Below are 14,431 nucleotides of genomic sequence, written 5' to 3'. Positions count from 1 at the left end.
TCAGCCGCGCCGGGCCGCCAGCAGCACCACCCCGGCCAGCACCACGCCGACGGCCATCCATTCAAAGGATGACACGGTCTCGCCGGCCACGGCAACGCCCAGCAGCATCGCGATCACCGGGTTGACGAAGGTGTAGCTGGAGGCCAGGCCGGCCGGCGCCTGGGCCAGCAGCACCATGTAGGCGTTGAAGGCGATCAGCGAGCCGAAGACCACCAGATAGGCCCAGGAGGCCAGAGCCACCGGTTGCGGGGGCCGGTGCGGCGCCTCGCCGGCCCAGGCAGACAGGCCAAGCAGCACCACGCCGCCGCACAGCATCTCGCTGGCAAAGCCGGTGGCCCCGGGGGCCAGCGGCAGGCGAAACTGGCTGAGCACGCTGCCGATCGACCAAGTCACGCAGGCCACGGTGATGGCCAGCAGCCCGCGCGGCGAGGCCTGGAAGCCCGCCCCCTGGGTGAGCATCAGCACCCCCACCAGCCCCACGCAGATGCCGGCCAGCTCCAGCCGGCCCGGGCGCACGCCGAAGGCCAGGTTGGCCAGCGCGATCATCATCGGCACCACCGCGATGAAGGCCACGACCAGGCCCGAGCCCACGGTCTCTTCGGCCACGGCGGTGCCGCCCATGCCACCGCCCAGCATCAGGCTGCCGACGATCAGGGCGTGGCGCCATTCGCGCCAAGTGGGCCAGGGCTGGCCGCGCCAGCGTGTCCAGGCCATCAGCAGGGCGCCGGCGGCGACAAAGCGCGTGCCCATCTGGAAGAAGGGCGGGAAGCTGATCAGGGCGTACTTGATCACCAGGTAGGTGGAGCCCCAGACCAGCCAGGTGGCGGCCAGACAGGCCAGGATGAGCGGGCTCAGGCGCGACGGGCCGGCCGGGTTGGGAAGAGAAACCGTGGACATGGGGCGGCATGTTACGGGCCCCCGCGTGCTAGGCTGGCGGGCAGGGTCGACGGACGGCTGCGCAGGGCGGACCGGAACCGGTTGCGGCCCACCCTGAGGAGACTTTTTTGAGCACCCCGACCGAGTTTTCCACCTGCGATCTCTGCGATGCCCACAAGGGCGACAGCGATGGCCAGTTCCGCGTGCTGCCGCCGCTGTTCCGGGATTTCGGGGGCCTGACCCGCTTTGCCGGCCCGGTCAGCACCGTGCAGTGTCTGGACGACAACTCGCGGGTGCGCGAGGCGGTCAATTCGCCCGGCCAGGGGCGGGTGCTGGTGGTGGATGGGGGCGGCTCGCTGCGCCGTGCCCTGGTGGGCGGCAACCTGGGCCAGGCGGCGCAGGACAACGGCTGGGCGGGCGTGCTGGTCCATGGGGCCGTGCGCGACGCCGCCGAGTTGCGGGCTTGCCAAGTGGGCATCCGGGCCCTGGCACTGATGCCGCTGCCGACTGACCGTCGGGACCAGGGGCTGCGGGACGTGCCGGTGCAGATCGACGGCGTCTGGGTCCGCCCCGGGGACTGGCTCTATGCCGACGAGGACGGCATTGTCGTGATGGCGCAACCGGCCTGAACGACAACGGCCTGGGCGCGGTGCGCGCCAGGCCGTCCATGGAACTGGTCGGGGTGAAAGGATTCGAACCTTCGACCCTCTGCTCCCAAAGCAGATGCGCTACCAGACTGCGCTACACCCCGACGAAGGCCGCGATTGTAGCGTGGAGAAACGCATGGCACGGTTTCTGGTGCCGGGGTGTCGTCGTCGGCATCGGCCGCCGCGTTGAACCAGAAACGAAAGGGCCTCTACATGCGCACGTCCGTGGACATTGCCTTGGCCGCCCATCGCTTCGGCCTGGGGGAAGCCAGTCTGTCGGTGGTGGGGGCGGATCCTCGGCGCTGGCTGATGGCGCAGCTGGGTCCGGCCGATCCGCCGCCGGTGGAGGGCTTGGCGGACACGCCGGCCGTGCTGGCGCTGGCCGAGCAGCGCGCCCAGGCCGTGGCCCAGCGCAAGGCGGCCCGGGGCCAGGCGCGCGAGGAGGCGCTGGCCCGGGAGGCCGAGGCGGCCGCCCAGGCGGTGCGACAGCAACAGCGGCAGCTGCAGGACACCAACCTGCGTGCCGGCTTGGCGGCTGGTGCCCAGAGTCGCCGGCCCTGGGTGGAACGGCTGGTGATGTTCTGGGCCAACCATTTCACGGTCTCCGAGGCCTCCGGCAAGCTGTTTGGCTTGGCAGGGACGTTCGAGCGCGAGGCGATCCGCCCCCATCTGGCTGGCTCGTTTCAGGAACTGCTGCGGGCCACCACGCTGCATCCGGCCATGCTGCGCTACCTGGACAACCAGCGCTCGGTGGGGCCGGCATCGCTGGCGGCACAGCGGCATGCCGACCGCCACCTGGGCCTGAACGAGAACCTCGCGCGCGAGGTGCTGGAGTTGCACACGCTGGGGGCCGAGGTCAGCCGCAGGCCTGAACCGGCCGGCGCTGGCTACAGCCAGGCCGATGTGACGGCCTTTGCCCAGGTACTGACCGGTTGGACCAGCGGTCCGGAGGGCCCGCAGGGCGTGACCCGCTTCGAACCCAAGCGCCATCAGCCGGGCCCCAAGACCTTGCTGGGACACACCTATCCGGAAGGGCCGCAGGCCCTGGACAGGGTGCTGCAGGACCTGGCGCTGCACCCGGCCACGGCGCGGCATCTGGCCCTCAAACTGGCACGGCATGTGGTGGCCGACGACCCGCCAGCGGCGCTGGTGGAGCGGCTGCGCCGGGCCTACCTGGACAGCCAGGGGCAGCTGATGGCCCTGTACCAGGCGCTGATCGACGCCCCACCGGCCTGGACCCTGCCGCAGCGCAAGCTGAAGACGCCACAGGAACATGCGCTGTCCTGCGCCCGCCTGTTGGGCCTGGGGGCTCGCTGGCTGCAGCCGGCTCCCGATGGCGGCATCGGCAGCATGGGGCAGGCGCTTCAGCGGGCCACTTCGCCGGCGGGCTGGCCCGACCGCGCCGAGGACTGGCTGGCGCCGGACGGGGTGTGGAAGCGCATCGAGTGGACCCAGCGGCTGGCCGAACGCTTTGGCGCAGGGCTGGACGCCCGTGCCTTGGCCGAGGCCTCGCTGGGGCCGCTGCTGAGCGCCGCCACCCGCACCCAGATCGAACGCGCGGCGGACGGCACCCAGGCGCTGGTGCTGCTGATGATGTCGCCCGAATTCCAGCGCCGCTGAGCCTTTGGAGGCCTCCCATGGCTGAACTTTTGTGGAATCGCCGTCGTTGGCTGGGCTTGCTGGCGGGCACGGCCACGGGTCTGGGCAGCCGTCTGGTGCTGGCAGGCCAGGGGCAGGCCGGCGGTGGGCGGGTCGTGTTCGTGATCCTGCGCGGCGGTCTGGACGGCTTGTTCGCCGTGCCTGCACCAGGGGACCCGGCCTTTGCCACCGCACGGGACCGCTTCACCGAGCTGGCGGGGGCCGCGCTGCCGCTGGACCGCACATTCGCCCTGCACCCAGCGCTGGCCCAAATGCATGCCGCCTACGGACGCGGCGAACTGCTGGTGGTGCATGCGGTGGGGCTGCCCTACCACGAGCGTTCGCACTTCGATGCGCAGCAGGTGCTGGAATCCGGCGGCGTGCAGCCCGGCCAGCTGCGCGATGGCTGGCTTGGTCGCGCCCTCGCACTCACGCACCAGAGCGGCCTGGCGCTGAGCACCGCGGTGCCGCTGGTGCTGCGGGGCTGGCGCGGGGTGGACACCTGGGCGCCGTCCTATCTGCCCTTGCCAAGCGACGACCTGTTGGGACGGCTGCAACGGCTGTATGCGGACGATGCCGCGCTGTCGCATGCGCTGGCGCGGGCGCGGGGCGTCCAGGCCGAGGTGGCCGCGGCGGCCATGCCCGAGACGATGGCGCAGCCCATGTCGGCGGCCAGTGCACCGATGCCGCCAGGCAAGGCACGGCAGGCGGCAGGGAGTTTTGTGGCCTTGAGCCAACGTGCCGGGGCGCTGCTGGCCCGGCCGGACGGACCGCAGGCTGCCGTGCTGGACCTGCCGGGGTGGGACAGCCATGTGGACGAGGCGGGCGAACATGCGCCACTGACGCAGCGTCTGCGCGAGCTTGACCAGGGGCTGGCAGCCTTGCGCATGGCGCTGACGGCACCGGCCGCCGGTGACGCCTGGCAGCGCACAGTCGTGGTGGTGGCCACGGAGTTCGGCCGCACTGTCGAGATCAATGGCACCCGCGGCACGGACCACGGCACCGGTGGCGCCGCCTGGGTGCTGGGCGGCCGGGTGCGGGGCGGTCAGGTGCTGAGCGACTGGCCGGGGCTGGCCCCGGCGAACCGCTTCGAAGGCCGCGACCTGCGGATCACCACCGATCTGCGGGCCGTGCTCAAGAGCGTGCTGGGGCCGCAACTGGGGCTGAGCGAACGGGGGCTGTCCGAACAGGTGTTTCCCGGCAGCGCCGGGCTCAAGCCCTTGCCCCTGTGGCGCGCCTGAGCGCGCCCATCCAGCTCAGAACAGATGCCCCACGTTGAACAGCGTCAGCAGCCCCAGCACCAGGAAGATCAGCGCGGCGATGCCATGCACCAGCGTCATCGACAGCTTCTTGGCCAGCTTGTCGCCCAGGAACACGGCCGGCACGTCGGCCAGCATCATGCCCAGCGTGGTGCCGGCCACCACCGGCAGCAGGTGCTCATAGCGGGCGGCCAGGGCCACCGTGGCGATCTGGGTCTTGTCACCCATCTCGGCCAGGAAGAAGGCGAGCACCGTGGTGCCGAACACGCCAAAGCGCTGATGGCCTTCGGCCGCCTCGTCGTCGGCCTTGTCGGGCACCAGCATCCAGCCAGCCATCGCGATGAAGCCCAGGCCGATGACCCAGCGCAGCACCTGCGGGCCCATCAGCGCGGCCAGCCAGGTGCCCACGGCGCCTGCGGCCGCATGGTTGAGCACGGTGGCGGTGAGGATGCCCAGGATGATGGGCACGGGACGCTTGAACTTGGCCGCCAGCAAAAAGGCCAGCAGCTGGGTCTTGTCACCCATTTCACCCAGGGTGACAACCCCGGTCGAGATCAGGAAGGCTTCCATGAGAGGTCCAGGGGCCGGTGAGAAAACCAGAGACCACGCACCATCCCCGGCCCTGTCGGAGGTCACGTGGTCAAAGGTCTTGCCAGGCGGTTGGGCTGTCGACGCCATGGCCTCACGGCCAAGTGTGTTGACGTCGACCCCTGCAGGTGATGCAGGGCGGCTACTCCCCAATGACGAGCGGCGACTATAGCCGATGCGCATGGCGCGGGACGGTTGGCCTGCCCGGAGGGACTCGAACCCCCGACCTGCTGCTTAGAAGGCAGCTGCTCTATCCAGTTGAGCTACGGGCAGCAGCGCCGCGCGATTCTAAGGCCCTGTCCACGGCGGTCCGGTGCTGCGTGACATCCCTCGCACGGCTGATGGAGGGCCCGCATACACTTGTTGCATGTTCCGGCGCTCTTCCGTTTCGCTTTCTCACCGGCTTGGCACACCATGAGCCTGTCTCTGCGTGACTGGTTCCTGGGCCGTCGGGGGGCTGCCCGCTGGCAGGCGGTGGCGCAGTGGTGCGAAGCCCAGGGCTGGGTGTTCAAGACCACACGCGAGCACGATGGGTTCGTGGTCGAGCAGGCAGGCCCCGGAAAAGACATCCGCATCGAGTGGGGGCCGTCACAGCGCCGTTATTTGGGCCGCCATGAGCTGCGGTTGCGGGCCGAGACCGGGCTGGATCCCCAGTGTTACGCCCTCCTGATGCCCAAGGCCCTGATGGACGGCCTGGAGCGCGAGGTCTTTGTGCAGTTCACCGGCGGCGTGCAGACCCGGCTGGACGAGGAGACCCCGGAGGAGATGCGCTGGCTGGCCATGAGCCCCCGTCTCGGTGCGACACAGCTGGGGCCGCTGCGTGGCTGGTTCGCGGCGGTCGGCAATGGGGTGGATTGGCTGATGGCGTGGCTCCACAGCTCCATGGGGGACCGCCTGTTGCACTGGGGGCGGCTGGCCGACGAGGCCCATGCGGCAGGTTCCTCGGTGGGGCAGTTGCCAACCTTCGCCTTGCTGGTCTACCGGGGCCATCTGGTGATGCGGCGGGCGCTGTCGGTGCCCGATGTGGTGGCGGTGCGGGAGGCTCTGGGGTTGTTCGAGCTGGCGCTGGAAGAAGCCCGCCGGATCCAGGTGGCGCCCGACGCCCCCGGGCTGGACGGCTGATCGGGCGCCATCATGATCACGCGGTGCGCTGGTCTACCGGGTTTGCACTGCGGTGTTTGACAGATCGGCCGGGCCGGGGGATACCGCACAATCAAGGTGAGGGGCGGACTTGCAGTCTCGGAGTCCGCACAGGATCGGATGGCATGCGTTGCATGGGGCGCACGGGATCAGGCTCAGTCAGGTCTGTTACGTCTACTTGCATGCTAGAGTCAGACCGCGAAAGGCCACGATGGCCCACACGAGATGAAAAAAAATAGGGTTCCGGAGCTGTTGCTGACTTGCATGGCCCTGTCCGCCGCGATGGCGGCGCATGGTGCCAGTTTCGGCCATCCTCAGGGCCAGACGGTGCTGGGCCAGCCGCTCCTCGTCTGGGTGCCGTTGGAGGGCGACGGTGACAGTCCGATCGCGCCCGGCTGTGTGACCGCGGATGTGATGGCGGGTGATGTGTCCCTGCCATCCAATCAGGTGCGTGTGCAGGTGCTGACCCGCAATGTGCCGGGACAGTGGCTGGCCCGCATTTCGACCACCTCGCCGGTCGAGGAGCCGGTGCTCCGGGTGACCGTGTCGGCCGGCTGCAGTGGCAAGTTTTCGCGTCAGTTCGTGCTGTTGGCCGACCCCCCGGGCGCCATGGCCGAGACTGCAACGGTGGCGTCACCGGTGAGCCGCAGCACACTGCAGGCGGAGGCACTGGCCCATGCGGCACCGTCTTCCGCGGCGGCGCCTCGGCGCTCGGCCCGGCGGCATGTGGCGGCGCCGGTGCCGGCGCGCACGGCCGAGGCCAGGGTGGAGCAGCACGCCTCCAACACCGGGCCGGTGCGCCCGCGTCTGCAACTCGATGTGGTCGAGCCTTCGGTCCTGGCGGCATCGCAGGCGGCCAGTGCGGCGCCAGTGGTGCGGGCACCCGCATCGGCGGCCAGTCCCGCGGCCGCAGCGGCCTCTGCCGCTTCGGTGCCTGCGATGGGTGGGGATGCCGCTCTGCTGGCCTTGCGCCACAACAGCGATGTGCTGCGCATGGCCAACGAGGAATTGCGCCAACGCCTGGATGCCGCCGAACGGCGCAACAACTGGCTGCTGCTGGGGCTGGGGGGCGTGGTCTTGGCCATGGGGCTGGGCGGGCTGCTGTTGTGGCGCCGCCAGCGCGAACTGCTGCGGGCTCGCCCCTGGTGGACAGAGGACCGCCCCCGGACGGCCGGCCGCAAGGACAGCGCTTTCGAGCATGACGAGGAAGAAGAGGCTTGGCTGGCGGCCGAGCCGGCGCATCCGTTGGTGAAGGCGGGGAACTCCACCTTTGCGCCCCCCAGCGACTGGGCGCCGGTGGCGCCTGCTGCGGCCGACGAGACGGTGCCGCTGCCTGAAATGCCTGTGGCCCCCGAGGTGGTCTCACCCCCGCCGTCCGCCGCGGCCACACCGGCGGCTCCGTTCAATCCCTCGGCCACGATGACCTTCGGCCCGGCGGAGGCCCCACGCGAGGTCTCGGTGGAGGAGTTGCTGGATCTGGAACAGCAGGCGGATTTCTTCATCGCCCTGGGGCAGGAGGATGCGGCCATTGAGGTGCTGATGTCGCACCTGCGCGGCACCGGCGGGCAGAGTCCGCTGCCATACACCAAGCTGCTGGAGATCTACCGCCGGCAGGGCGACCGCGGTGCCTACGAGCGGGTCCGCGCCCGCTTCAACCGACGCTTCAACGCCTATGCGCCGGACTGGGACATCGGGCCGATGCACGGCCGCGTGCTGGAGGACTATCCCGAAGCCGTGAAGGAGGTCCAGGCCGCCTGGGCGTCACCGCTGGATGCGATGGCCGTGCTGGAGGCGATGCTGTTCCGGCGCGATGAGAGCCGCGAACTGTTCGACCTGCCCGCCTACCGGGACCTGCTGATGCTCTACGCCGTGGCGCGGGATCTGTGGCAGGCCGCCGGGGGCCAACACGATCAAGTGGACCTGCTGCTGCCGATGTTGGATGGCACCCCCGTGGGGCTTCCTCCCGACTCGGAACATCTGGACCTCGACCTGGAGCTGGCGCCCAGCCCGGGGGGGCCTGGCGCCGTCTCGCCCGACGCGGCGCCGCCCAAGGCCTGAGTCAGAGCGCCTGCAAGCGGCTCAGCGCGGCTTGCAGCGTCTCTTCCCGCTTGGCAAAGCAGAAGCGGACCAGCTGGCGCTGGGGCGCTTCGGCATGGAAGGCTGAGAGCGGAATGGCCGCCACACCCGCGTGTTCGATGAGCCAGCGGCAGAAACTGGCGTCGTCCAGATCGCTGATGGCGGAATAGTCCACGCACTGGAAGTAGGTGCCTTCGCAGGGCAGCAGCTCAAAGCGCGTGCTGGCCAGGCCAGCACGGAACAGGTCGCGCTTGCGCTGGTAGAAGGCCGGCAGGTCCAGGTAGGGCGCCGGGTTGGCCAGGTAGCGGGCCAGACCGTGCTGCATCGGCGTGTTCACCGTGAAGACGTTGAACTGGTGCACCTTGCGGAACTCGGCCATCAGCGAGGCCGGGGCCGCCACATAGCCCACTTTCCAGCCGGTGACGTGAAAGGTCTTGCCGAAGCTGGACACCACCATGCTGCGCGCGGCCAGCTCGGGGTCGCCGCTGACGCTGACATGGGGGCGGCCGTCATAGACCATGTGCTCGTAGACCTCGTCCGAGAGGACCAGGATGTCGGTGGGGCGCAGCAGGTCGCGCAGCTGGTCGCGTTCCTGCGCCGTCCACACCATGCCCGATGGGTTGTGGGGTGTGTTGATGATCAGCAGCCGGGTGCGTGGCGTCAGCGCCGCGGCCAGCCGGTCCAGGTCCACATGCAGCGTCTGCGGGTTCAGCGGCACCCGCACGGTGCGGGCACCGGCCAGGGCAATGGCGGGCTCGTAGCTGTCGTAGCAGGGTTCGAGCACGACGACGTCATCGCCCGGCTGGACCAGGGCCAGCACCGCGGTCAGCAGGGCCTGGGTCGCCCCGGCCGTGATGGTGACCTCGCTGGCGGGGTCGTAGCGGTGGCCGTGCAGCCGCTCAATCTTGCCCACGATGGCTTCCCGCAGCGCGGGCACGCCTGCCATGGGAGGGTACTGGTTGAGGCCGTCCCGCATGGCCTGGGTGACGGCATCGATCAGAGCCGGATCACCTTCGAAGTCGGGGAAGCCCTGGCCCAGGTTCACGGCCTGGTGCTGCTGCGCCAGGGCGGACATCACGGTGAAGATGGTGGTGCCCACCTGGGGCAGCCGGGAGGACACGAGGGGCGTGCGGGGTTCAAAGCTCATAACTGTCTCCGGTGCTGTTCATGGCCCGCTCGATCAACTGACGTGAGAGCCGGTCGGACAGCAGTTCGGCGAATTGGAGGACGTAGCTGCGCAGATAGGCACCGCGCCGGAAGGCGACGCGGGTGGTGTTGGTGCCGAACAGGTGCGACGCGGGCTTGCTGATCAGCTCACCGCCGGCCGGCTCGGAGCTCATCGCCATCTCGGCCACGATGCCCACGCCCAGGCCGGAGCGCACATAGGTCTTGATCACGTCCGAGTCGATGGCCTCCAGCACGATGTTGGGGGTCAGCTTGCGCTGGGCAAAGGCCTGGTCGATGCGTTTGCGGCCGGTGAAGGCCGGCTGGTAGGAGATCAGCGGCACCTCGGCCAGCTGTTCCAGCGTCAGCCGCTCGACCGTCGCCAGCGGGTGGTCCTGCGGCATCACCACGACGTGCTGCCATTCGTAGCAGGGCAGCGTCACCAGCTCGTCCACCTCGGCCAGCGATTCCGTGGCGATGCCGATGTCGGCCGTGTCGTCCAGCAGCATCTGGGCCACCTGCTCCGGGGTGCCCTGGTGCAGGCTGATCTTCACCTTGGGCAGGCGCTTGCTCAGCTGGGCCACGGCCTCGGGCAGGATGTAGCGGGCCTGGGTGTGGGTGGCTGCGATCGACAGCCGGCCGGCATCCTGTTTGGAGAACTCCTCGCCGATGCGCTTGAGGTTGGCCACCTCGCGCAGGATGATGTCCACCGACTTCAGCACCGCCAGGCCGGGCTCGGTGACCCGCTTGAGCCGCTTGCCGTGGCGCACGAAGATGTCGACGCCCAACTCTTCCTCGAACTCGAGGATGGCCTTGGAGATGCCGGGCTGCGAGGTGTAGAGCGCCTTGGCGGTTTCGGTCAGGTTCAGGTTGCGGCGGACCGCTTCCTGGACGAATCGGAACTGGTGCAGGTTCATCGGCAGGGAGATTCAGGGCTGAGGGGGCGGTGCGTCGAGGGCCGCGAGGGCCATCGCCTCGATCAGCCGGGGCGATTCACCCACGGCCGGGCGGAGCTGCCAGTGCAGCGCGGGGTATTGGGACTTCAGCGCATTCAGGCGTTCGGGCAAATCCTTGCGGACATGCCCGCCAGCGCCGAGGAACAGGGGCAGCACCTCGATGTGGGTGCAGCCCCGCTCGGCCAGTTGGGCCGCTGCGGCTTCCAGCGTGGGGGCCAGGAATTCCAGAAAGGCCAGGGTGGCGGGCACGTCGGGTTGCAGGGCCTGCACGCGGGCCACGGTGGCCTGCAGCGGCGCGGCCCAGCCGGGGTCGCGTGCGCCGTGTGCGAAGAGAATCAGTCCACGCATGCGAGGCACTCCCTCACCGGTAGCGGACCAACCACCAGAAGGCCGCCAGTGACAGGCCCAGGTAGATCAGGCTGGGCACCGACGAGGCCAACCACGGAGTCCAGGCATGCAGCAGGCCCAGGTGGCCCACCACGTTGTTGAGCAGCACGAAGCTGATGCCCAGCATGATGCCGCCGAACACCTTCAGGCTGATGCCACCCGAGCGCGCATGCAGGTAGGCAAAGGGCAGGGCCAGTGCCACCATCACGATGCAGGCAAAGGGGTAGAAGACCCGTTTCCAGAACTGTAGCTCGTAGCGCTGGGAGGTCTGGGCCTGGTCGCTCAGGTGGCGGCTGTAGCGCCAGAGCTCCACCGTGGACATGGAGTCGATGGGTGAGATGGCGGCCGAGACCAGGCCGGTGTCCAGCGTGGTCGCCCAGTCCAGGGTGGGCAGTTCCTTGACGGTCAACGGCCGGTCGAAAGTGGGCGGCCAGTCGGTGATCTGGACCTTCTCCAGGTGCCAGACCGCGCCATGGGGGCCCTTGCCGGCGGTGGCCTTGTCCGCCTCGATGCGGGAGAGCAACTGGCCGTTGGCGTCGTGCTCGAAGATGCGGATGTCGCGCATCACCTCATGGGCCTCGGCACGTCGCACGTTGATGGAGTAGTTGCGCTCGCCTTCGGGTGTTTCGCGGTGTTCCTTCAGCCAAGCGCCAGCCTTGGAGTTCCAGACGCTGGTGCCGCGCTGCTTGGAGCGCAGCGCGCTGGCCTGCTGCTCGCTCAGCGGGGCGATGTACTCGCCCACCACGAAGGTGAAGACGCCGAGCACCAGACCCAGCACCAGCAGCAGGGTCAGCGCGCGTTCAGGCCCCAGGCCGGCGGTGCGCAGGATGGTGTACTCGGACGACTGGGCCAGGCGCGCCATCGCATAAATGGTGCCGATGAGCACCGCAATGGGGCCCAGTTCGTACAAACGCCCCGGCATGGACAGGGCCGCCGACAGCATGGCCCGGCCCAGGGTGTAGCCGTCCCGGCCCACGCGACCCAGTTCGTCGAGGAAGTCGATGAAGAAGAACAGGGCCAGGAAGGCCAGGGCGACAAAGAACACCGACCACAGCACGTCGCGGTAGATCAGCTTGCGGACGGTCTTCATGCGCCAGCCCCCGTGGCCGAAGGCCGGGGCAGGCGCCAGTGCATGACGCTGGCGTGGTCGCGCCACCAGATCAGGGCCATCGCGCCTGCCAGGGCCAGGCCGTGCAGCACCAGCAGTGTGGGCACGATATGGACCTTGCCGGCGTTCACCCAGGCCTGGCTCAGGTTCACCAGGTTGAAGTACACCAGGAAGCCCAACAGCGCGAGCAGCAGGTTCCAGTTGCCGGGGCGACGCGGGTTGGTGGCCGCCGCGCCGATGCCCAGCAGCGACAGGTTGATGCCGCCCAATAGCAGGCCCAGGCGCCAGGTCAGCTCACCCATGTTGGCGGGGGTTCGGTCCATCAGCAGTTGAAAGGTGTCCAGGGCCTTGGGCGGCAGCGAGGACGGGTTGGGTGCGCGGTTGGTGTCCACCAGCAGGCGGAAGCGCTCGAACTCCATGCGGCTGTTCACGCCACTCTTTTCGTCATGCTCATTGCGATGGCCCACATCCAGCACCAGCGTGCGGTCTTCGGTGCCGTTCTCGATGTGGCCGCTGTGCGCGGTGGTCACGGATTCCACGCTGCCCTTGTTGGTCAGCAGGAACACGTTGCGCGCCACGCCGGCAATGTCGCCATTGCGCTCGATGAAGAACACGCGGCTGCCATCGCCCGAGGCCTGGAAGCTGCCGGGGGCTACCCGGGAGAGATCCGAGCGCTGTTCATAGCGGGACTTGATCTCGGCCGTTTGCTGGTTGACCCAGGGCCACACCGCCAGCACCAGCACCGCCAGCCCGGCATAGACCGGCCAGGCCATGCGCACCACCGGCCGGATGAAGCGGCCCAGCCCCACGCCCGCGGTGAACCAGATGGACATCTCGCTTTCGCGGTACATGCGGCCCAGGCTCAGCACCACGGCCACGAACAGCGAGAGGGCCAGCATCAGCGGCAACTGGCCCAGCGCGTTGAACCCCAGCACCATCGCCACATCCTGGGGCGAGACGGAGCCGTTGGCGGCCAGGCCCAGGGTGCGGATCAGCATCATCGTCATCACGATCGTGAGGATGACGACGAGGGTGGCGCCGAAGCTGCGTGCCAACTCCTTGCGGACGGATGAATCGAATAACATCAAAAGCTCATTTCAATCGAGACGGATTATGAACTTTCAAGCTCTGGCGGCCACCGCCGATGGACTTGCCACCGTCGCGGCGGACACGCTGATCGCGGTCCTGCTGGCGGATGGTGAAGGGAAGACGGGCGACGCTGCCCTGGATGCCGTGCTGGCCCAACTGGTCAAGCAAGGTGATCTCGAATTCAAGGCCGGGCGCACGCTGTACCTGAATGCCCCCGAGGGGTTCAAGGCCGTCCGGCTGGTGCTTTCGGTGGCCAAGAACGGGTCCGCCAAGGCCTTCCGCGCCGCCGTGTCGGGTGCCCTGGCCCTGCTGAAGGGGCGTGGCGTGAAGCACCTGGCCGTGACCCTGGCAGGTGTCGCGCCGGAGGCCGGACATGCCGAAGCCCTGGTGCTGGCCGTGGACCAGCACGCCTATCTCTACACGGCCACCAAGCCCTCGGCCGACAAGCCGGTGCTGCCGGTCAAGGTGTCGATGCTGGCGGAGAAGGCCAGCATGCCGGCCGTCAAGGCCGGTTTGGCGCTGGGTGAGGGCATTGCCGCCGGCGTGGGTCTGGCGCGCGACTGTGCCAACCTGCCGGCCAATGTCTGCACGCCGACCTACCTGGGCGAGCAGGCCAAGGCGTTGGGCAGCGAGTTTGATCTGAGCGTCCAGGTGCTGGACCGCAAGGCCATCGAGAAGCTGGGCATGGGCTCCTTCCTGGCGGTGGCCAAGGGCTCCGAGGAGCCGCCGCGCTTCATCGTCATCGAGTACCAGGGGGCCGCCAAGAAGGAGGCTCCGCTGGTGCTGGTGGGTAAGGGCATCACCTTCGACACCGGCGGCATCTCGCTCAAGCCCGGTGCCGACATGGACGAGATGAAGTTCGACATGTGCGGCGCGGCCAGCGTGCTGGGGACGGTGCGTGCCGTGGCCCAGCTCAAGCCCAAGGTCAACCTGGTGGCGCTGATCCCGACCTGCGAGAACATGCCCAGTGGCGTGGCCGTCAAGCCGGGCGACGTGGTGACCAGCATGTCCGGCCAGACCATCGAGATCCTGAACACCGATGCCGAGGGGCGCCTGATCCTCTGCGACGCGCTGACCTATGCTGAACGCTTCAAGCCGGCGGCTGTGGTGGATGTGGCGACGCTGACGGGCGCTTGCGTGGTGGCGCTGGGCCACCACCATGCCGGCCTGTTTGCCGCTGACGACACCCTGGCCGCCGATCTGCTGACGGCCTCCACGGTGGCGCTGGATCCTTGCTGGCGCATGCCGTTGGACGAAGAATACGACGAAGCCCTGAAGAGCAACTTCGCCGACATGGCCAACGTGGGCGCGCGCGCGGGCGGGGCGATCACGGCGGCGAAGTTCCTGCAGCGCTATGCGAAACAGTACCCCTGGGCCCACCTGGACATCGCGGGCGTCGCCTACCGCAGCGGGCCCCAGAAGGGGGCCACGGGTCGGCCGGTGGGTCTGTTGACGCACTTCGTGCTGTCGCGCGCCGCCAAGCGCTGAGACCAGCAGGCGGAC

General features: G+C 69.0%; 13 protein-coding genes, 2 tRNA genes and 1 riboswitch. Of the genes, 6 read left to right on the top strand and 9 right to left on the bottom strand.

All coding sequences use genetic code 11. The features are described from left to right. Positions 1–897 carry a drug/metabolite exporter YedA gene (gene yedA / locus KGA65_RS07955; RefSeq protein ID WP_225862602.1) on the bottom strand — a complete coding sequence of 299 codons (897 nt, stop codon included), beginning with the start codon at positions 895–897 and terminating at the stop codon, positions 1–3. Between the two features lie 107 nt (positions 898–1,004). On the opposite strand from yedA, the gene rraA reads away from it, so the two are divergent. Continuing rightward, positions 1,005–1,505 (top strand): ribonuclease E activity regulator RraA, encoded by a 501-nt coding sequence (gene rraA / locus KGA65_RS07950; protein WP_225862601.1) that lies wholly within the window; start codon positions 1,005–1,007, stop codon positions 1,503–1,505. A gap of 45 nt (positions 1,506–1,550) precedes the next feature. On the opposite strand, the gene KGA65_RS07945 is transcribed toward rraA, so the two are convergent. Then, positions 1,551–1,627, bottom strand: a tRNA-Pro gene (locus KGA65_RS07945). A 109-nt stretch (positions 1,628–1,736) separates the two neighbouring features. Here KGA65_RS07945 and KGA65_RS07940 point away from each other — a divergent pair. After that, positions 1,737–3,143, top strand: coding sequence for a DUF1800 domain-containing protein (locus KGA65_RS07940; protein WP_225862600.1), 1,407 nt, complete (start codon positions 1,737–1,739; stop codon positions 3,141–3,143). A 17-nt stretch (positions 3,144–3,160) separates the two neighbouring features. Continuing rightward, the gene (locus tag KGA65_RS07935; RefSeq protein ID WP_225862599.1) at positions 3,161–4,402 is read left to right on the top strand and encodes a DUF1501 domain-containing protein; all 1,242 of its coding nucleotides are present in this window, start codon (positions 3,161–3,163) and stop codon (positions 4,400–4,402) included. Positions 4,403–4,417: 15 nt separating this feature from the next. Here KGA65_RS07935 and KGA65_RS07930 read toward each other — a convergent pair whose 3' ends face one another. Together KGA65_RS07930 and KGA65_RS07925 are read right to left on the bottom strand one after the other, a co-directional pair. Continuing rightward, positions 4,418–4,990, bottom strand: coding sequence for a TMEM165/GDT1 family protein (locus KGA65_RS07930; protein ID WP_225862598.1), 573 nt, complete (start codon positions 4,988–4,990; stop codon positions 4,418–4,420). Positions 4,991–4,999: 9 nt separating this feature from the next. Further along, positions 5,000–5,171: riboswitch (yybP-ykoY riboswitch) on the bottom strand. Positions 5,172–5,204: 33 nt separating this feature from the next. Then, positions 5,205–5,281, bottom strand: a tRNA-Arg gene (locus KGA65_RS07925). Positions 5,282–5,422: 141 nt separating this feature from the next. Between KGA65_RS07925 and KGA65_RS07920 the strand changes: the two genes are divergently transcribed. Then, positions 5,423–6,130: a hypothetical protein gene (locus tag KGA65_RS07920; RefSeq protein WP_225862597.1), complete on the top strand. Its 708-nt coding sequence runs from the start codon at positions 5,423–5,425 to the stop codon at positions 6,128–6,130. A 282-nt stretch (positions 6,131–6,412) separates the two neighbouring features. Then, on the top strand, positions 6,413–8,206 hold the full coding sequence (locus KGA65_RS07915) for a hypothetical protein (RefSeq protein WP_225862596.1): 1,794 nt from the start codon (positions 6,413–6,415) through the stop codon (positions 8,204–8,206). Between the two features lies 1 nt (position 8,207). Here KGA65_RS07915 and KGA65_RS07910 read toward each other — a convergent pair whose 3' ends face one another. Genes KGA65_RS07910 through lptF form a run of 5 tightly spaced genes read right to left on the bottom strand, consistent with a single transcriptional unit; the run spans position 8,208 to position 12,924 of the window. Further along, a complete protein-coding gene (locus tag KGA65_RS07910; RefSeq protein ID WP_225862595.1) occupies positions 8,208–9,371 on the bottom strand; it encodes a pyridoxal phosphate-dependent aminotransferase in 1,164 nt (387 codons plus the stop codon). After that, the gene (locus KGA65_RS07905) at positions 9,361–10,305 is read right to left on the bottom strand and encodes a CysB family HTH-type transcriptional regulator (RefSeq protein ID WP_225862594.1); all 945 of its coding nucleotides are present in this window, start codon (positions 10,303–10,305) and stop codon (positions 9,361–9,363) included. Before KGA65_RS07905 ends, KGA65_RS07910 begins: the two co-directional genes overlap by 11 nt. 12 nt (positions 10,306–10,317) lie before the next feature. Continuing rightward, positions 10,318–10,692, bottom strand: a complete 375-nt coding sequence (locus KGA65_RS07900) for a sirohydrochlorin chelatase (protein ID WP_225862593.1) — start codon at positions 10,690–10,692, stop codon at positions 10,318–10,320. A 13-nt stretch (positions 10,693–10,705) separates the two neighbouring features. Then, positions 10,706–11,821 (bottom strand): LPS export ABC transporter permease LptG, encoded by a 1,116-nt coding sequence (gene lptG, locus KGA65_RS07895; protein ID WP_225862592.1) that lies wholly within the window; start codon positions 11,819–11,821, stop codon positions 10,706–10,708. After that, complete coding sequence (lptF, locus tag KGA65_RS07890) at positions 11,818–12,924, bottom strand: LPS export ABC transporter permease LptF (RefSeq protein WP_225862591.1); 1,107 nt, start codon at positions 12,922–12,924, stop codon at positions 11,818–11,820. Before lptF ends, lptG begins: the two co-directional genes overlap by 4 nt. Positions 12,925–12,952: 28 nt before the next feature. On the opposite strand from lptF, the gene KGA65_RS07885 reads away from it, so the two are divergent. Beyond that, positions 12,953–14,416, top strand: a complete 1,464-nt coding sequence (locus KGA65_RS07885) for a leucyl aminopeptidase (RefSeq protein WP_225862590.1) — start codon at positions 12,953–12,955, stop codon at positions 14,414–14,416. The last annotated feature ends 15 nt before the right edge of the window (positions 14,417–14,431 follow it).

The organism is Ideonella benzenivorans, from assembly GCF_020387415.1.
Lineage (GTDB): Bacteria > Pseudomonadota > Gammaproteobacteria > Burkholderiales > Burkholderiaceae_C > Ideonella > Ideonella benzenivorans.
The sequence above is the reverse complement of the archived record's forward strand: the minus strand, read 5'-3'. Positions and strand labels throughout refer to the sequence as shown.